The organism is Nonomuraea sp. NPDC050680, assembly GCF_040654555.1.
Classification (GTDB): Bacteria; Actinomycetota; Actinomycetes; order Streptosporangiales; family Streptosporangiaceae; genus Nonomuraea.
This window is the reverse complement of sequence record NZ_JBFAIF010000004.1, coordinates 863,575-880,737: the sequence shown is the minus strand read 5'-3', so window position 1 is coordinate 880,737 and position 17,163 is coordinate 863,575. Positions and strand designations below refer to the sequence as shown.

Sequence of the window (17,163 nt, the reverse complement as noted above, 5' to 3'; positions counted from 1 at the left end):
ATGCACTTGCCGCGTGCCATCCGACACGCCCGAAACGCCGCCTCCAGCACATCCGCGACCTCATCGCCCAGGCGGGACGCTACGACACCACCAGCACCCGACTCATGTGTCTCAGCGGCGCCGGCTTCGACGACAAGGCATATGCGGCCGCACATGCTGACCCTGATATCCAACTGGTCGACCTGGAGACGCTCTACGGCATGGCATGACCCGTGCCCATGGACCGGCGCCCTGACCCCACAGCCTGATCTCCGCCAGATTCATCGGCTTGGGGATGAGACGCCGACACACAACAGGCCGATAATGCGGATCATGCGTAGATCCGCGGCCCTGATCCTGGCCGCCGCCGTCTTATACATCCCCCCAGCCAACGCAGCCACCGCAGCCAACGCAGCTACCGCAGCAGACGCAGCTACCGCAGCAGACGCAGCTACCGCAGCAGACGCAGCCGCCGCGCCCGGCGCTGCCACCGTCGTGCCGGTCCAGGTCACCGGTACGCCCGCCAAACGGTTCAACCTGGTCATCATGGGCGACGGCTACACCGAGTCCGAGCAGGCGAAGTTCCAGGCCGACGTCGACCGGCACCTCAACGTGATGTGGTCGATCGAGCCGTACAAGTCCTACCGCGCCTACATCAACGTCTACCGGGTGGACATCGTCTCCGGCGAGTCGGGGGTCAGCTGCGACCCCGCCCTGACCTCGCCGAAGAAGACCACCCCGCTCAGCATGGGCTTCTGGGGCCAGTGCAATCCCAGCAGCGTCCAGCGGCTGATCACCATGGACAACACGGCCGCCACCCGCTACGCGAACCTGGTCACCGGCACGACCTCGGCCAACCGGCAGATCCTCGCGCTGGCCAACAGCGGGACGTACGGCGGCGCGGGCGGTTCCTACGCGACCGCCTCCGGAAGCAACTCCATGTCCGCCCTGATCAGCCCGCACGAGCTGGGCCACTCCCTGGGCGGCCTGCAGGACGAGTACGACTACTACCAGCGCGGCGTCCCCGGCGGCCCGTACACGGGACCCGAGCCCGCCTCCGCCCACCACACGCTGCTGACCGAGCAGCAGATGCTGGACGAGAAGAAGAAGTGGTGGCGCTGGCTGGGCGAGCCCAGCGAGTCCGGCGGCCCGATCGGCCGCTACGAGGGCGGCATTTACGCCACCACGGGCGTCTGGCGGCCGAGCCGGCACTCGATGATGAAGACGCTCGGCTACTACTACGACCAGGTGAGCCGGGAGGTGATGGCGCAGCGGATCACCGGCAAGACGACGGTGATCCAGGACGCCACCCCCTCGGGCGCGCCTGTCGGCGCCGACCGGGTGCTCTGGGTGGAGCCGATGCGCCCGAACGGCCACGCGCTCACCGTCACCTGGAACGTCGACGGCACGGACCGGCCCGCCGAACAAGGCACGGCCCTGGACTTACGCGCGCTCGCCCTCACCCCGGGCACCCACACGGTCAAGGCGACGGTCACCGACCCGACGAGCTTCGTCAGGGACCCGGCCATCCGCGCCGCGATGTCCGCCTCGCGCTCCTGGACCGTCGACACGTCCCTGACCACCCCGCCCGACGGCGTCACCCCCGGCATCGTCTCCGCCACCTCGGTGGACCGGCCGCTGGGCCGCACCGGCGTCGTGTACGTCGAGACCACGCACCCGGCGGCGAGCGTTCCCGCGGTCGCGTGGGCGCTCGACGGGAAGCGGGTCGGCGAGGGCGACAGCGACCTGGACCTCGGCGCGCTGAAGCCGTCGGACGGCACGCACACGCTCACCGCGACGGTCGGCGACCGGACGCTGACCTGGACGGTCGACGCCACCTCGCCGAAGACCGGCTACGAGCTGTCGCGGCCGCTCGCCAGGTCCGGCGACACCTACGTCTACAACGGGCCGTTCTCGATGAAGCTGACCGGCACCGACGACCAGGGCGGTTACGTGGTCTCGGAGTCGAGGGTCGACGGCGACGGCTGGTTCAACTACTTCGGCTGGCCGACCTCCTCCGACCTGCCGTGGACGTTCACCGAGAACGGCACGACCATCGACTCCCTGGTCTACGGCAAGCTCCCCAGGGGGCGGCACACGATCGAGTACCGCTCCATCGACGGCTCGGGCAACTACGGCCGGGCGGGCAGCTTCACGGTCACCACGATCGCCCCGCCGCCCGCCTGCACCAGGACCCTCACCGGCGCCCAGCGCGGCCCGCTGACCGTCGCCGACGGCGTCACCTGCCTGGACCACGCGCAGGTGAGCGGCCCGGTGACCGTGCGGGCGGGGGCCTCGGTGGTCGTCACCGGTGGTCGGCTCTCCGGCGCGCTCATCGCCAAGCGGGCCGCCTCGGTGCAGGTCCTCGGCGCGCGGGTGGACGGCGCGCTGACGGTCGACCGCGCCGGGGCGCTGGCCGTCGTGGGCGCCGAAATCCGCGGCGCGGCCCTGCTGACCTCGAACACGGCGCCCATCCTGTCGGGCACCACGATCAAGGGCGCGCTCGCCTGTACGGGCAACACGCCCGCGCCGCTGGACCTGGACGTGCCCAACAAGGTCACCGGCGTGGGCGCGGGGCAGTGCGGGAAGCTAGGCGCGGGAGCCGGGGGCACCTCCTACGAGGCGGTCCAGGACGTCCGTGAGTGAGGTGGTGGACAGGTCCCGGGCCCGCGCGTACTCCGACTCGGGATACTGCCGCGGCCCGTTCTCCACCAGCAGGATCAGGTAGAGGTAGGCGCGATAGAGGTCGAGCCGGGTCCACGCGGCGGGGGTGAGCTCCAGTGGGGTCACCTCGCGGTACCCGGCCAGCAGCGGGTCGTCGTCGCGCAGCTCGCCGAAGATGGTCGGCGTGACGAACTCGGCCAGCGGGTCGCCCCAGAACGCCCGCTCGTGGTCGATGATCGCCTGGATCCTGGGCGTCCCGGACAGGTCCAGGAAGACGTTGCCCGCCCAGACGTCGAAGTGGACGAGGTGCGGCGTGGTCACCTCGTCCAGCACGGGCGCGGCGGCCGCGAGCACCGCGCCGATCTCCGCGGCGGGCCGGGGGAGCGGCGTGGGGTAGCGCTCGGTGTCGGCCAGCAGCGCCCCCACCATGGCCAGGTACGCCTCGCGCCAGGTGCGGCCGGTGATGCCCGCGTGCGGGTAGCCGAACACCTCGCCCGTCACCGCGTTGAACCTGGCCAGGTGGCGGCCCAGCTCGCGCCGGAGCGCGTCGTCGCCGTCCGGTTTCACGTCGTTCCACGACACGCCGTCGAGCGTGCCGAACAGCAGGTAGTCGCCGCCGAGCACCGGATCGTCGAACCCGGCGGCCAGCAGCGTCGCCACCGGCACGCCCGCGGCGACGGCCAGTTCGCAGGCCGCCGCCTCCATCCGCAGCAGGTTGCGCTCGTAGCTGAGCTGGTCCAGCTCGGGAGACGGAGCCAGCTTGAGGACCACGTCGCGGCCGTCGTCGAGCAGGAGCCGCCAGACCGCGTTGGCGTAGCCGTCGGTGAGTTCGGTGCTTTCGGTCACGCCCGCGCCGAGCGCGCGCCGGGCGAGACCGTCGAGCTCGGGGGGCGATAGACGCCGTTTCGTCCTGCTGTCCACGAGACCTGATTGTGGGGTCAGGCCGGGCTGATCGTCCACCTCGCCACGGAACGTGCCCGGAGCGTCAGGCGGCGCTGATCGTCCAGCCGGCCACGTGCTCGCCGCCCGGTTCGAGCACCACCACGTCGGTGCCGGAGTTGAACGCGTCGGGCGGGCAGGTCATGGGCTCCACCGCCACGCCCTCGTAGCCGAGCTGCCCGCTGGTGCAGACCTGCACCCACGGCAGCACGGCCGGATCCCACGTCATGCGTACGCCCCCGACCCGGGCCTCTCCGGCCGCCAGCCCGGTGAACGCGTGGTCGATCACGTCGCCGTCGAGCGGCCTGGCCTCGCGGAAGTCGTACGGGGAGCCGGACACGTCGTCCAGGGAGTGGGGCAGCAGCTCCTCATCGGTGATCAGCACCTTGGCGGCGGGCAGCTCCAGGTCGTCGCCGAGCAGCCAGGGATGGGGGCCGCAGCCGTAGGGGGCGGCGTCGGCGCCGTCGTTGCGGGCGGTGACCGTGGTGGTCAGTCCGTGCTCGTCGAGCCGGTGGAGCACCCGCAGCGTCAGCGTGAACGGGTAACCGGCCGTGGGGGTGATCGTGTGCGCCAGGCGTACGAAGGCGTGGTGGTCCTCGGCGGCCAGCAGCTCCACGACCTGCCAGTCGACGCCGGACACCAGCCCGTGCAGGGCGTGGCCGCGCTCGGGCTCGCTCACCGCCAGCTCGTGCGTCCGACCGCCGAACGGATAGCGGGCGCCGCCCACCCGGTTCGGCCAGGGAGCGAGGATCGTGCCCGCGAAATAGGGGACCGGGCCCTCGGCGGGCCAGCTCGTGATCAGGTCGCGGTCGCCGTGGCGGAGCGTCCTGAGCGCGGCGCCGCGCGGGCTGATCTGCGCGGTGTATCCGGCGGCGGCGAGCTGGGGCACGGAAGGATCCTCTCTCGGGGGTCTAGCAGGGGATTGGGCAAAGGATATCCCCAGGTCAGGCCGACGCCCGGCGCACCAGATGGGTGTCGAGGATGACCACGGGCTGGCGAAGCACCTCGCCGTTGATCCGCGCGACCAGCAGCCGGGCCATCTGGCGGCCCATCTCCTCGGCCGGCTGGTGCACGGTGGTCAGCGGCGGGTCGGCGTGCAAGGCGACCTTGGAGTCGTCGAACCCCACCACCGCCACATCGTCCGGGATGGCCCGGCCCTCCGTCTTGAGCACCCGCATCGCCCCCACCGCCAGCGGGTCCGAGGCGGCGAACACGGCGTCGAGCTCCGGTTCGGCGGCCAGCAGCTCGCGCATCGCCGCCGCGCCGCTCTCCTCGGAGAAGTCACCGCCGTAGGCCACCAGCTCCCGCGCGCCCGAGGTGAGCAGCGCGTCGTGGTAGCCGGCCAGCCGGTCGACGCCCACGCCCATGTCCTGCGGCCCGGCGATCGTGGCGATGCGCCGCCTGCCCAGACCCAGCAGGTGCTTGACCGCCTGCCGGGCCCCGGCCCGGTTGTCCATGTCGACGTAGCTGTAGGGGGTGAGGCCGACCGGGCGGCCGCCCAGCACGGTCGGCACGCCCATCGCCTCCAGCCGGCCGGGCAGCGGGTCGGCGCCGTGCAGCGACAGGAGCAGCACGCCGTCGACGTGCTGCCCCGTCAGGTAGTGCTCCAGGCGTTCGTGCTCCTCCTGCGACTGGGCCATGGCCAGGATCAGCTGGAGCCCCGTCTCGGCCAGCGCCGAGCCGATGCCCCTGATGGTCCCGGCGAAGTAGGGCTCGTCGAAGACGCGCAGCTCGGACTCCGACACCACCAGCGCCACCGTGTCGGTGCGCCGGGTGACCAGCGCCCGCGCCGCGCGGTTGGGGACGTAGCCCAGCTCCTGGATGGCCTGTTGCACGGCGTCGCGGGCCTTCTCGCTCACATTGGGTGAGCCGTTGATGACTCTCGACACCGTGCCCCGGCCAACCCCGGCCAAAGCAGCCACTGCCTCAAGAGTCGGTCTGTTCATGGCGCCTATTCTGCCGGATGATCTCCGAGTACCAGATGGCGCTGTCCTTGAGTACGCGCCGCTGGGTTTCGAAGTCGACGTGCACGAGGCCGAAACGCTTGCCGTAGCCCCATGCCCACTCGAAGTTGTCCATCAGCGACCAGGCGAAATAGCCCTCCAGCGGCACCCCGGCGTCGATCGCGTCGCGGCAGGCGCGCAGGTGCTCCTCGAAGTAGGCCACCCGCTCGGAGTCGTGCACCCGGCCGTGTTCCAGGACGTCGTCGAAGGCCGCGCCGTTCTCGGAGACGACCATCGGGATCGCCGGGTAGTCCCGCGCCACCCTGGTCAGCACCTCCACCAGGCCGCCCCGGTCGATCTCCCAGCCCATCGAGGTGACCGGCCGGCCGCCGTTGACGAACGACACGTGCTCGCTACCCACCCAGGGCGAGGCGGAATCCGTGGGCGCCGCCGCCGCCGAGGCTCTGCCGCCTGGTGCTCCCGAAACCGTGAAGCGGCTGTAGTAGTTGACGAGCAGCACGTCGATCGGCGCCTTGATGGTCGCCAGGTCACCGTCCCTGATGAAGTCCAGGTCCATCCCGAGGTCGTCGAGGACGTCCTGCGGGTAGCGGCCGGTCATCAGCGCGTCGAGGAAGAACCGGTTCTGCAGCCCGTCGATGCGCCGCGCCGCGTCCTGGTCCGCCTCGCTGTCGGTGGCCGGGGTGATCGCGTAGAGGTTCACGCAGCCGCCGACCCTCCTCGCGCCCATCGCCTGTACGGAAAGGCCGTGCGCGAGGTTGAGATGGTGCGCGCCCCTGATCGCGTTCTCCGGCTCGCGACGGCCAGGGGCGTGCTCGCCCGAGGCGTAGCCGAGGAACGCGGTGCACCATGGCTCGTTGACGGTGCTGAAGGTGTGCACGTGGTCCTTCAGCGCTTCGTGCACGGTCGCCGCGTAGTCGGCGAAGCAGTAGGCCGTGTCGCGGTTGGGCCAGCCGCCCCTGTCCTCCAGCGCCTGGGGCAGGTCCCAGTGGTAGAGGGTCACCCAGGGGTCGATGCCGTGCTGCCGCAGCTCGTCGGTCAGCCGCTTGTAGAAGTCGAGACCCTTCTGGTTGATCTTGCCGGACCCGTCGGGCTGGATCCGGGGCCAGGAGACGGAGAAGCGGTAGGCGGTCAGGCCCAGCTCCGCCATGATCTGGGCGTCTTCCCGGTATCGGTGGTAGTGGTCGATGGCCACGTCCGCGTGGTCCCCGTTGAGCACGCGGCCTGGGGTCTTGGTGAAGGTGTCCCAGATGGAGATGCCGCGCCCGTCCTCGGCGACCGCGCCTTCGATCTGGTACGCCGAGGTGGCCGCGCCGAAGGCGAATCCCGTCGGGAAGCGCAGCCCGGCACGCGTCTGTTCCTCTTGTGTCGTCACGCCTTGACCGCACCTTCCATGAGTCCGCCGACAATCTGGCGGCCGAATGCGACAAATACCGCGATGAGCGGAATGATGGACAGCGCCGTTCCCGCGAAGATCAGTGTGTAGTTGGTGGAGAACCTGGCGTTCAGCGAGGTGATCGCGATCTGCACGGTCGGATTGTCCGGAGTGAGGACGATCAGCGGCCACATGAAGTCATTCCACATCAGCATGAACGTGTTGATCCCGAGCACCGCCATGCCCGGCCGTACGGCCGGCAGCACGACGTTCCACCAGATCCGCAGGGTGGCCGCGCCGTCGACCCTGGCCGCCTCGACCAGCTCCATCGGCACCGCCTGGCGGGTGTACTGGGTCATCAGGAACACGCCGAACCCGTTGAGCAGGTACGGCAGGATGACCGCTTTGAGGGTGCCCGTCCACTCCAGGCTGACCATCAGCCGGTAGAGCGGCACCACGCCCATCTGCTGCAGCGGCACCGCCATCGTCAGCAGGACGGCCAGGAGCAGCACGTTCCTGCCCTTGAACGACAGGTTGGCGAAGGAGAAGCCGGCCAGCGTCGAGATGATGACCACCGATACGGTGACCACGCTCGCCACGATGAACGAGTTGGTCAGGCCGAGCAGGAAGTGGGCGTCTTCGTTGTTGAGCACCGCGACGATGTTCTGGCCCAGGTTCCCGCCCGGCAAAAGCGGCGGCGGCACCGAGACCGCGTCGGAGTTGGTGCGCGAGGCGATGACCAGCATCCAGTACAGCGGGAAGGCGGACAGCACGATGGCCAGCGCCAGCATGACCCGGGTGAGGCGGGTCGGTGACCAGGTGGTCATTTGGTGCCCCCGATCCTGCGGACGAACAGGAAGTTGATCAGCGCGCCGATGAGGATGAGCAGGAACAGCAGCCACGCCGCCGCGGCGGCGTACCCGTAGTCGAACTCGCGGAAGCCCTGCTTGACGACGAACATCGCGACCGTCTGGAACTGGCCCTGCGACCCGCCGTCGACGTTGCCGTTGTAGAACGTCGTCGGCTCGGAGAACAGCGTGAGCCCGCCGATCGTGGAGTTGAGCACCACGAAGATCATGGTCGGGCGGAGCATCGGCAGGGTGATCTGCCAGAACTGCCGCCGCCGCGAGGCTCCGTCGATGGCCGCGGCCTCGTACAGGTCGCGCGGGATCGTCTGCATGCCGGCCAGGAAGATGATCGCGTTGTAGCCGGTCCAGCGCCAGTCGACCATGGTGGCGATGGCCAGCCACGACGGGATCCGCTCGGCCCGCCAGTTGATGGCGTCCACGCCGAACCAGCTGAGGATCCAGTTGACCAGGCCCCAGTCACGGGCGAAGAGCTGGGTGAACACGACCGCCACCGCGACCACCGAGGTCACCAGCGGCAGCAGCACGCTCATCCGGATCGCCAGGCGCAGCCGGAACCGCTTGTTCAGCGCGTTGGCCAGGAACAGCGCCAGCAGCAGCTGCGGGATGGTGGCCAGGAGGAAGATGCCGACCGTGTTGGTGACGGCGTTCCAGAAGTCCTCGTCGGCCAGCAGCTTGGCGTAGTTGCCCAGTCCGGTCCACTTCGTGGTCCCGGCCAGGTCGTAGTCGTAGAGCGAGTAGTAGAGGGTGAACGCCAGCGGGAAGAGACCGAAGGCGGCGAACAGGATGAAGTACGGGGACACCAGCGTGTACGGCATCACCTTGACGTCCAGTCTGGAACGCCAGCGACGGCCGGGCGGAAGGTGCCGGCTTGGCCGCACCGCCCGCGGAAGGGTGTCGATACTCATGAGAAGAGACCTTTCGGCGGCAGTAGCCCGGCCCGCTCATGGCGGGCCGGGCGGGGAAGATCAGCCCGCGGCCTTCACCGCGTCGTCGACCAACTGCTGCCAGGCCTTGCCGTAGGGCACCGAGCCGTCGTCCATGCCCTGGATCACCGACTCGATGGCGTTCTTGACCTGGGCGTGCTTGACGCCGAGGAAGACCGGCTGGAGGGTCGACGCCGACTTGGCGAAGATCTCGCCGATGGGGGCGTTGTTGAAGAACTCGTTCTTCGCGCCCTGCACGGCCGCGTCCTGCTGCGCCTTCGTGTTGCTCGGCATGTTGCCGAAGTCGGTGAAGATGCTCGCCTCGGTCTGCGCGCTGGTCAGGTAGTCCGCCACCGCCGCGGCTTCCTTCGGGTGCTTGCTCTGCTTCGGCACCGACAGCCAGGAGCCGCCCCAGTTGCCGCCCCCGCCGGGCACCGCGGCCACGTCCCACTTGCCCTTGCCGCCGTCGCCGGCGTTGCCGCTGACCACGCCGAGCATCCACGACGGGCAGCCGACCGTGGCGAACGCGCCCTTCTGGGTGCCCGCCGCCCACTCGTCGGTGAAGTTACGCAGCTTGGCGGTCAAGCCCTGCTGGCTCATCTTCGTGGCGAAGTCGAAGCCCGCCTTCACCGCCGGGTTCTTGTCGACGATGAGGTTGTTGTCCTTGTCGAAATAGGTGACGTTGCCGTTCTTGGCCGCCTCCTGGTACAGAACCACCTGGTAAAGCGTGTTCGTGCCGTCGGTGAACTTGGTGTCCTTCACCTTCGCCTGGAACTGCTGGCCGACCTTCATGAAGGCGTCCCAATCAGGCCACAGGGCGCTGACCTTGTCCCGCTCGGTGGGCAGGCCGGCCTTCTTGAACAGATCCGAGCGGTAGCAGAGGCTCATGCCGCCGATGTCGGTGCCCAGGCCGAACAGCTTGCCGTCACCGGTGACGCCGTTCTCCCACTTCCAGGCGGGGAAGTCCGCCTTGCGGGAGTCCAGGCCGTATTCCTTCAGGTCGGCCCACCACTCCGGGTGCGCCTTGGCCAGGCCCATGCCACCTTCGTCGATGCCGACCACGTCGCCGGCGCCGTTGCCGGCCTGTAACCACTGGATCATCTGCGGCCAGTACTGCTGCTCGAACTGGTCGGTCAGGTGCTCTTCCTTGATCTGAATGTCCTTGTGCTCGGCGTTCCACTTCGTGATGGCGTTCTTGTAGCCGAAGTTGGAACCGCCGCCGAAAGTCTGCACCCGGATCGTGACCGGTTCGGCGGCCGCCGAGGACGCGGGTGCGTTGGTGGCCGCCGGAGTGCCGCCGGAGCCGCAGGATGCGACGGCCAGCGCCGCCGCCGCCAGGGCGGAAGCCGCGGCGAGACCGCCGCGACGCTTGCGGTTCAACATGGTGGACCCCTTCTCGGGTGTATGGGTGGGGGAGGTGCACCGCGGCACACGCTCCGGGCCGCAGTGGGAAATTCTTTGGGAGCGCTCCCACAAAGGGTGCACTTATGGCCTGTGCCCGTCAATGCGCTGAAACGCAACCGTTACCAACCGTGCGATTTCGTGCCCTAAAAGGGGATTTTTGGTGGGTTACGACGCAAAGAGCCGTTTGGGAGCGCTCCCATCACAAGGGACTCGTTTGTGTTTGCTTCCTGGGCATGTCGCCCACACACTGCGGGCTTTTCTCGTGGTCACGCCCTTGGTCACGCCCTTGGTCACGCCCGCGGTCGGGCGTGCCGGGTCTGTCGTGACGCCTTGTCGCGGCGTTCGTGCGGTGTGCCGTCGGCGATCAGCAGGCGGCGGCGCGCTCTCGCAGCAGGGTGCGCTCCCGGGCGTTGCGGGTCATGGCCGCCGCCCGTTCGAACTCGGCGCGCGCCTCATCCTGTCGCCCCACCTTGACCAGCAGATCCCCGCGTACGCTCGGCAGCAGGTGATAACCCTTCAGCGCCGGTTCGTCGACCAGCTGGTCCACCAGCTCGAGCCCGACCGCGGGACCGTACGCCATGGCGAGCGCGACCGCCCGGTTGAGCTCGACGACCGGGGACCGCGACATCCGCGCCAGCGCCTCGTAGAGGGTGGCGATGGCCCGCCAGTCGGTCTCTTCGGGGGTGAGCGCCCTGGCGTGACAGGCGGCGATGGCGGCCTGCAGCACGTACGGGCCCAGGTCGCCGCCGAGGTCCTCGGCCCGCTGGAGCGCGTCCAGGCCACGGCGGATGAGCAGGCGGTCCCAGCGGCCCCGGTTCTGCTCCAGCAGCAGGATCGGCTCGCCGGACGGGCCCACCCGGGCAGCCGCGCGCGACGCCTGGATCTCCATCAACGCGACCAGGCCGTGCACCTCGGGCTCCTTGGGCATCAGCCCGGCCAGCACCCGGCCGAGCCGCAGCGCGTCCTCGCAGAGCCCCGGCCGCATCCAGTCGTCACCGGCCGTGGCCGAGTAGCCCTCGTTGAAGATGAGGTAAATGACCTCCAGGACCGACGACAGGCGGCCGGCTAGCTCCTCGCCCTGTGGCATCTCGAACGGAACCTGCTTGTCGGCCAGCGTCCGCTTGGCCCGTACGATCCGCTGCGCCACCGTCGGCTCCGGGACCAGGAACGCCCTGGCGATCTCGTCGGTGCTCAACCCGCCGAGCACCCGCAGCGTGAGCGCCACCCGGGCCTCCGTGGACAGCACCGGATGGCAGGCCGTGAACACCAGCCGCAGCAGGTCGTCCTCGATCTCGTCAGTGCCGGGCAGCTCCTCGTCGGCGCCCGGCTCCTCCGACAGCTCGCGGCCCATCTCGGCCAGCTTGCGCGCGTAGCGTTCCTGCCGGCGTAGCAGATCGATGGCGCGGCGCTTGGAGACGGTCATGAGCCAGGCCCCGGGATTGCCCGGCACCCCCGACTCCGGCCACTGCTCCAGCGCCGCGACCAGCGCGTCCTGGGCCAACTCCTCGGCCAAACCGAGGTCGCGCACGAGCCCGGTCAGGCCGGCGATGAGCCGCGCCGCCTCCATCCGCCAGACCGTCTCGATCGCCCGATGCGTGTCGGAAGCCATCACGTGGCCATAAGACCAGCCCGCCCCATCTCCCGCAAGCCGGGGCCTGGGGCTTGGGGGCGGCTTCTATTGTCCGGCGGAACCCGTCAGGCGCTCGCGCAATGCCGCCTCGCGTTCGGCCGCCTCGGGAGTCATCGACTCGTCCGGCAGGTCGGAGGCGTCGAACACCTGCCAGACGTCCAACCCGACCCCCTCATGCCCACCGGGAACCGGCACCCGCAGCGCCCATTCGATGGCCTCTTCCCGGGACTTGACCTGGATCAGCCAGAACCCGGCGATGAGCTCCTTGGCCTCGGCGAACGGCCCGTCGAGCACCGTCGCCTTGCCGTCCTTGGTATAGGCGATCTGCGCACCGTGGGAGCTGGGGTACAGCCCCTCGGCGGCCAGCAGCACCCCCGCCCTGGCCAGGCTCTCGTTGTAGGCGCCCATCGCGTCGACGAGCTCCTGGCTGGGCAGCGCCCCGGCCTCGGTCGCCTCGTTCGCCTTCCCCACGATCATGAACTTCACGATCCGCCTCCTTCACTCTCACGAACGCCACTCTCACGAACGCCACTCTCACGAACGCGTCGAACGGTCAGACCCCGAATCGACACGTGAGCAGAATTCTTTACCAGGAGACGTCGTAGGCGGTCACCGGCGCCGCGAACCAGGACCGGCGCCTTCGGTCCTGCGGCGGTAAGAAAAGGCGATCTACCTACCAAGCGAGGACGCGGACAGCTTCCTGGCCATGATCCGGGCTTGGGATCCGCCGTAGTCCGATTCCCGCCAGTTCTTGCGGTAGTAGGGGAGGGCGTAGACGGCCAGTGACCTGCCCTGCCGCATGACGGTGCCGGTCATGGCGGAGGCGACTTGGAAGACATTCACCAAGAACGCCTCGTCGCCGATATGGGCGGGTCTTGTGGTGAAGGTGAAGGAATCGCGATTCCGCTTGCCGCACCGGCGCAGTTCTGATCGCAGGCTCTTGATGGCCGTACTGGCGGCCATCTCGTCCTGATAGACGATCAGCTGCTCGGCGTAATCGCCGTCCCACATCACGCTTCTGCCGGTGATGGTCCGTGCCGCCTGGCGGTCTTTGTCCGCTCGCTTTTCGACCCCGCAGGGATTGATCAGCAGCGGCGCGCTCCGACGATCGCTGAACTTCCAGGACATCCGGCCGATCTTCTTCTCGAACTTTTTCCTGGTCGTCTTGCTCTCGTAGAGCAAGAACCCCTTGGGGACGCCCGAACGCATGACCTCGGCGGCCGGGGCGGCTGCCCCGTCCGCCGCGCGGGCGGGCACGCCGGAGCCGATCAGGACCACGAAGGCGACCGCAGCCGCAGGCAACAGCACGGCTGCGCGAGTCCGCCCGGACCGCGGTGGGATCTCGCGCAGGGCACCCATGGCCGCTTCTTTCCCTTTAGCAGTGACTGTCATCTAGGAAATGAGATGCGGAAACCAGGCGATTTGTTGAGAGCGCGGTCAGGAGGCCGCGAACAGGGCCGCGAACAGGGCCTTGCCCTCGCGCTCCAGCCACGTCTCGAAGTCCATCAGCCCCGGGTGCAGGGCCCGCAGGGCGGGGATGTCCGCCTGCCAGCCCGCGAACGACTCCATCGACTCCATGTCGCTCTGCCTCAGCCCGAGCTCCGCCCGCCGTTCCGCCGGGATGGGCTCGACGTTCACGGGACGACCGGTGGCGCGGGCGATCGCGGCCACCAGGTCGGCGCGGGACAGCTCGTCACCGGCCAGCTCCAGCGCCAAGCCGAGGTAGCGGTCCGGGTCGCCGAAGGCCAGCGCGGCGAACGCGCCGATGTCGGTGACGGCGATGAGCTGGACCATCGCCTTCGGCGGGATGAGCCGGACGAGCGCCCCTTCGCCGGTCACGCCGTAGTGGGGCCCGGTGTGGTTCTCCATGAACATGACCGGGCGCAGGATCGTGGCCGGCAGGCCGAGCGACCTGATGTGGCGCTCGATCTCCCACTTGGTGTTCCAGTGGGAGATCGAGGTGTCCCGGTCGGCGCCGCCGACCGAGGCGTAGACGAGGTGCCGTACGCCGGCCTCGTGCGCGGCGTCGGCCACGTTGACGCCGAGCCGCACCTCCTCGGCGACCCCGTGCGGTGGACCGGCGGCCGGCTGCACGCTGAACACGCCGTAGGCGCCGCGCACCGCCTCCGCCAGCGACTCGCGGTCGCCCATGTCACCCGGTACGAGCTCGGCACCCGCCTTCGCCAGCCGCCCGGCCGCCGCGGTGTTCGGGTCGCGTACCAGGGCTCTGACGTGCCAGTCCGCCGCCAGCAGCGCGCGTGCGGTGGCGCCGCCCTGCTGGCCGGTGGCGCCGGTGACGAGCACGGTTCGATCGGTCATGGCATCTCCTTGGTAGATTATGCGGAGCGATGCTCCGAAATCTACGGAGCACTGCTCCGCTTGTCAATGTCAAAGGAGAGCCCTGCCGTGCCCGAGGCGCTTCGCGCGGATGCCCGTCACAACCACGACCAGCTCCTGACCGCCGCCCGCGCGGCATTCGCCGAGCACGGCACGGAGGCGTCGCTGCGCGACATCGCCCGGCGCGCCGGTGTGGGGATCGGTACCCTCTACCGGCACTTCCCGACGCGCGAGGCGCTGCTCCAGGCGCTCATGCGCGACCGCTTCGACGCGCTGGGCCGCCGAGCCGCCGGCCTGCTCGCCGAGCCGTCGCCGCGCGACGCGCTGCTCACCTGGCTCGCGGAGGTGGCGGCCGGGTCGGCGACCTACCGCGGGCTGCCGGAGTCGGTCATGGCGGCGTTGCGGGATGAGAGCTCGGAGCTGCACGCCTCGTGCGCCGCGATGCGGGCGGCGGGTTCCCGCCTGCTGGAACGGGCCCAGGCGCAGGGCGCCGTCCGGGCGGACATCACCACGGAGGAGCTGCTGGCGCTGGCCGCCGGGGTGGCGTGGGCGGGCGAGCAGTCGCCGGGTCACCCGCAGATGGCCCAGCGCCTGCTGTCGCTCGCCATGACCGGCCTGGCCCACTGACGGCCACCTACTGTCTGGTCCTTCTGGTGGGGCTGCCTTCCCCGATCCGTGGGATCCAACGCCGATCTCCCCGCGAAGCCGTGGCGTCGCGGGGAGATCGGCCGGGGGCCCGGTCTTGCGTCAGATGTGCTCGGCGGGGTTCGCCGGGAGGTAGAAGTTCCAACTGCCGTGTCCCTCGTGGGCGCCGCCCGCGGGGCAGTGCCCGTTGTCGGGGCGGCCATTCCACCAAAGGGTGTAGCACTTGTTGCAGAAGCGCCAGTTGTCCTGCTGCGTCGTCGGTGACATGTCCCCTCCTCCAGTATCGAGAACCGGCTCGCTGTCCGGCCACCGTCAGTGTCTGAGGTGACGGCAGACCCGTGACATCCCCAAACTTGGGGGTTGCGGTCGGATGGGCAGATAAGGCAGCCATGCGCTGTTCGGCCCAACCTGGGAAGACGCACGCACGCCAGGAAAGACACCGACGAGCGCGCGTCCAGAAGGACGCGCGCTCGTCGGCAGGAGAGCCCTCGATCAGGAAGTCGTCAGGCGCCGTAGTTCGGGTAGCCGTAGCCGACGACCTGGGATGTCGGCCGGACGCGCTGCTGGACGCTGCCGTTGCCGGTGTTGCCCTCAATCGTGGAGATCGTCCCGTTGTGGTTGTCCTTGACGACGAACCCGACATGCTCGATGTCGTCCAGGCTCTTGCTGCCGCCCCACGAGAAGAACACCACGGCACCCGGCTTCGGGGTCGTGCCCCAGCGGTTGTTGCCGGCGAACCACTTCGCGTGCTCGACCGTGTAGGCGTCCCAGCCGATCATGCTGCGCGCGCCGGACTGGTCGCCGACCCACGAGACGAACATCGAGCACCAGGCGGCGTTCAGGTAGTCCGCCCGGGTGCCGCCGTCGCGCCTGAGGGTCTCCAGGGCGCGGGGGGAGTTCATGTACCACTTCTGGAACTTGGTGCCGCCTCCGTAGGCGTTCTCAGAGGTGCCGACCTGGGCCTTGGCCAGCGCCAGAACCCGCGAGACCGTGGCCCTGGCCTTGATCTCGCTCTCCGGGTGGCTCTTCGCGGCGGAGGCGGCGTGCGCCGGAGCCGCGACCGCGGGGGCCGGAGCGTGGGCGGCGAGGGTGTCCGCGTGGGCGGCGGACTGGCCGGCGAGGGCGGCGGCCGCGACGCTCACGCCGAGGACGGCGTGAGCGAAGGTCGACTTGGTGGCACGAAAAAGATGGGACTTGGCCATCGAGGGGGTACTCCTTGCTTCCATGCCGCTTACCGGGTTAGCTGACGGGTTCGGACGTGGAAGCTGTCCTACGGCACGTGACGTGCCGATACACCCCAAAAGGACGGTGGGTCCCCGGTTCCGCGCGAGGCGGATTCAGCGGTCACAGGACGGTCCTGTGATGCCTTGTGCGATGGTCTGGCAACGAACGGACAAACCGGACGTATGCCTCATATGACCACAAAGGTAATGCAAGTGGCAAGGGTCTTACAAATGGATAAACCGCCAGCTAAGAGAGCTGCTCCCTCGCGTCGGCCAGAAGCCCCATCATGGCAAGGCTTTCGTCAAGTGGCATGATCGCGGATTCGGTCCTGCCTTCGGCCATGGCGTCCCGTACCTCGCGCACCTCGCCGGCGTACCCGTTGTCCGCCGGATCGAGTACGAGCTCCTCCGTCTCCATCGACGGCCCGCTCAGCACGACCCGCTCAGGAGCCCAGAACGGCGCCTCGAGGTGGGCGCGCATGTCGGTGCCCACCACGAGGGCGTCGTTCGCGTACGGACCCAGCAGCGAGCACTCCACCAGAGCCCGCCTGCCGCCCGGATAGACCAGCACCCCGCCCGCCTCCGCGTCCACTCCTGAGGGCGCCAGCGAGCCCGTGACGTGCATCCGTGAGGGCATCCCGAGCAGTAACTGCGCCAGCCCGAACGAGTAGACGCCCAGGTCGAGCAGCGCCCCGCCGCCCAGCTCCGGCGCCCACAGCCGGTGTGCGGGATCGTACGGGTGCCTGAAGCCGAACGACGCCTGGACCGAGCGGATCTCCCCGAACCGGGGATCGGCGGCCACCCGCTGGATGAGCGGATTGAATCGGGTCCACATGGCCTCCATCAGAAAAACCCCGGCTTCGCGCGCCAGGCGGACCATCCGCTCGGCGTCGGCGACGGAGGCGGCGAGCGGCTTCTCGCACAGCACCGCCTTGCCCGCCGCGATCGCCGCCTCGGCGACCTCCAGGTGCTGGGCGTGCGGGGTCGCCACGTAGACCGCGTCTACGCCGGGGTCGGCGCACAGTTCCGCGTACGAGCCGTACGCCGACTCGGCGTCCAGCGCCGAGGCCAGCGCCCGCGCGCGGCCGAGGTCGCGCGAGCCGACGGCGGCCACCCGCATTCCTGGCTCAGCGGCGATGACCGCCCCGACCTTTGCCGCGATGACGCCTGTGGCCGCGATACCCCATGAGAGATCCTTCATGAGGAAAGATCGT

General features: G+C 69.5%; 16 protein-coding genes and 1 riboswitch. Of the genes, 2 read left to right on the top strand and 14 right to left on the bottom strand.

Annotated features, from left to right (window positions below; translation table 11 throughout):
- Window positions 1-474 precede the first annotated feature (474 nt).
- Window positions 475-2,625: a M64 family metallopeptidase gene (locus AB0H88_RS19660; protein ID WP_357646285.1), complete on the top strand. Its 2,151-nt coding sequence runs from the start codon at window positions 475-477 to the stop codon at window positions 2,623-2,625.
- Here the strand turns inward: AB0H88_RS19660 and AB0H88_RS19655 are convergent.
- The 11 genes from AB0H88_RS19655 to AB0H88_RS19605 all read right to left on the bottom strand — a co-directional run bounded on the left by AB0H88_RS19655 (window position 2,569) and on the right by AB0H88_RS19605 (window position 14,063).
- Window positions 2,569-3,564 (bottom strand): aminoglycoside phosphotransferase family protein, encoded by a 996-nt coding sequence (locus AB0H88_RS19655; RefSeq protein WP_357646284.1) that lies wholly within the window; start codon window positions 3,562-3,564, stop codon window positions 2,569-2,571. The two genes, AB0H88_RS19660 and AB0H88_RS19655, sit on opposite strands and share 57 nt — an antisense overlap.
- Before the next feature lie 64 nt (window positions 3,565-3,628).
- The gene (locus tag AB0H88_RS19650) at window positions 3,629-4,471 is read right to left on the bottom strand and encodes an aldose 1-epimerase family protein (protein ID WP_357646282.1); all 843 of its coding nucleotides are present in this window, start codon (window positions 4,469-4,471) and stop codon (window positions 3,629-3,631) included.
- A gap of 55 nt (window positions 4,472-4,526) precedes the next feature.
- Window positions 4,527-5,528, bottom strand: coding sequence for a LacI family DNA-binding transcriptional regulator (locus tag AB0H88_RS19645; protein ID WP_357646280.1), 1,002 nt, complete (start codon window positions 5,526-5,528; stop codon window positions 4,527-4,529).
- Window positions 5,509-6,918: a GH1 family beta-glucosidase gene (locus AB0H88_RS19640; protein WP_357646278.1), complete on the bottom strand. Its 1,410-nt coding sequence runs from the start codon at window positions 6,916-6,918 to the stop codon at window positions 5,509-5,511. The genes AB0H88_RS19645 and AB0H88_RS19640 overlap by 20 nt, the downstream gene beginning before the upstream one ends.
- Window positions 6,915-7,745 (bottom strand): carbohydrate ABC transporter permease, encoded by an 831-nt coding sequence (locus AB0H88_RS19635; protein WP_357646276.1) that lies wholly within the window; start codon window positions 7,743-7,745, stop codon window positions 6,915-6,917. Before AB0H88_RS19635 ends, AB0H88_RS19640 begins: the two co-directional genes overlap by 4 nt.
- Window positions 7,742-8,692 carry a sugar ABC transporter permease gene (locus AB0H88_RS19630; protein WP_357646274.1) on the bottom strand — a complete coding sequence of 317 codons (951 nt, stop codon included), beginning with the start codon at window positions 8,690-8,692 and terminating at the stop codon, window positions 7,742-7,744. The genes AB0H88_RS19635 and AB0H88_RS19630 overlap by 4 nt, the downstream gene beginning before the upstream one ends.
- A 60-nt stretch (window positions 8,693-8,752) precedes the next feature.
- Window positions 8,753-10,093, bottom strand: a complete 1,341-nt coding sequence (locus AB0H88_RS19625) for an extracellular solute-binding protein (protein WP_357646272.1) — start codon at window positions 10,091-10,093, stop codon at window positions 8,753-8,755.
- 385 nt (window positions 10,094-10,478) lie between these two features.
- A complete protein-coding gene (locus AB0H88_RS19620) occupies window positions 10,479-11,723 on the bottom strand; it encodes an RNA polymerase sigma factor (protein ID WP_357646270.1) in 1,245 nt (414 codons plus the stop codon).
- Window positions 11,724-11,789: 66 nt separating this feature from the next.
- The gene (locus tag AB0H88_RS19615) at window positions 11,790-12,221 is read right to left on the bottom strand and encodes a YciI family protein (protein WP_357646413.1); all 432 of its coding nucleotides are present in this window, start codon (window positions 12,219-12,221) and stop codon (window positions 11,790-11,792) included.
- Between the two features lie 192 nt (window positions 12,222-12,413).
- Window positions 12,414-13,103 carry a hypothetical protein gene (locus tag AB0H88_RS19610; protein WP_357646268.1) on the bottom strand — a complete coding sequence of 230 codons (690 nt, stop codon included), beginning with the start codon at window positions 13,101-13,103 and terminating at the stop codon, window positions 12,414-12,416.
- 78 nt (window positions 13,104-13,181) lie between these two features.
- Window positions 13,182-14,063, bottom strand: coding sequence for an NmrA/HSCARG family protein (locus AB0H88_RS19605; protein ID WP_357646266.1), 882 nt, complete (start codon window positions 14,061-14,063; stop codon window positions 13,182-13,184).
- 87 nt (window positions 14,064-14,150) lie between these two features.
- Between AB0H88_RS19605 and AB0H88_RS19600 the strand changes: the two genes are divergently transcribed.
- On the top strand, window positions 14,151-14,708 hold the full coding sequence (locus tag AB0H88_RS19600) for a helix-turn-helix domain-containing protein (RefSeq protein WP_357646264.1): 558 nt from the start codon (window positions 14,151-14,153) through the stop codon (window positions 14,706-14,708).
- A gap of 120 nt (window positions 14,709-14,828) precedes the next feature.
- Here AB0H88_RS19600 and AB0H88_RS19595 read toward each other — a convergent pair whose 3' ends face one another.
- From AB0H88_RS19595 to AB0H88_RS19585, 3 genes are all read right to left on the bottom strand, one after another.
- Window positions 14,829-14,993, bottom strand: coding sequence for a hypothetical protein (locus AB0H88_RS19595; RefSeq protein ID WP_214641500.1), 165 nt, complete (start codon window positions 14,991-14,993; stop codon window positions 14,829-14,831).
- A 236-nt stretch (window positions 14,994-15,229) separates the two neighbouring features.
- Entirely contained in the window at window positions 15,230-15,928 is a 699-nt protein-coding gene (locus AB0H88_RS19590) for a CHAP domain-containing protein (protein ID WP_357646262.1), read from the bottom strand.
- Window positions 15,929-15,939: 11 nt separating this feature from the next.
- A riboswitch (cyclic di-AMP (ydaO/yuaA leader) is annotated at window positions 15,940-16,079 on the bottom strand.
- A 117-nt stretch (window positions 16,080-16,196) separates the two neighbouring features.
- A complete protein-coding gene (locus AB0H88_RS19585) occupies window positions 16,197-17,150 on the bottom strand; it encodes a Gfo/Idh/MocA family oxidoreductase (RefSeq protein ID WP_357646260.1) in 954 nt (317 codons plus the stop codon).
- Window positions 17,151-17,163 lie beyond the last annotated feature (13 nt).

What these genes read in the sequence shown, in the direction of transcription:
- AB0H88_RS19645 (WP_357646280.1), bottom strand. Translation starts at nt 5,528, where the DNA reads ATGAACAGACCGACTCTTGAGGCAGTGGCTGCTTTGGCCGGGGTTGGC.
- AB0H88_RS19635 (WP_357646276.1), bottom strand. Translation starts at nt 7,745, where the DNA reads ATGACCACCTGGTCACCGACCCGCCTCACCCGGGTCATGCTGGCGCTG.
- AB0H88_RS19630 (WP_357646274.1), bottom strand. Translation starts at nt 8,692, where the DNA reads ATGAGTATCGACACCCTTCCGCGGGCGGTGCGGCCAAGCCGGCACCTT.
- AB0H88_RS19625 (WP_357646272.1), bottom strand. Translation starts at nt 10,093, where the DNA reads ATGTTGAACCGCAAGCGTCGCGGCGGTCTCGCCGCGGCTTCCGCCCTG.
- AB0H88_RS19620 (WP_357646270.1), bottom strand. Translation starts at nt 11,723, where the DNA reads ATGGCTTCCGACACGCATCGGGCGATCGAGACGGTCTGGCGGATGGAG.
- AB0H88_RS19615 (WP_357646413.1), bottom strand. Translation starts at nt 12,221, where the DNA reads ATGATCGTGGGGAAGGCGAACGAGGCGACCGAGGCCGGGGCGCTGCCC.
- AB0H88_RS19610 (WP_357646268.1), bottom strand. Translation starts at nt 13,103, where the DNA reads ATGGGTGCCCTGCGCGAGATCCCACCGCGGTCCGGGCGGACTCGCGCA.
- AB0H88_RS19605 (WP_357646266.1), bottom strand. Translation starts at nt 14,063, where the DNA reads ATGACCGATCGAACCGTGCTCGTCACCGGCGCCACCGGCCAGCAGGGC.
- AB0H88_RS19595 (WP_214641500.1), bottom strand. Translation starts at nt 14,993, where the DNA reads ATGTCACCGACGACGCAGCAGGACAACTGGCGCTTCTGCAACAAGTGC.
- AB0H88_RS19590 (WP_357646262.1), bottom strand. Translation starts at nt 15,928, where the DNA reads ATGGCCAAGTCCCATCTTTTTCGTGCCACCAAGTCGACCTTCGCTCAC.
- AB0H88_RS19585 (WP_357646260.1), bottom strand. Translation starts at nt 17,150, where the DNA reads ATGAAGGATCTCTCATGGGGTATCGCGGCCACAGGCGTCATCGCGGCA.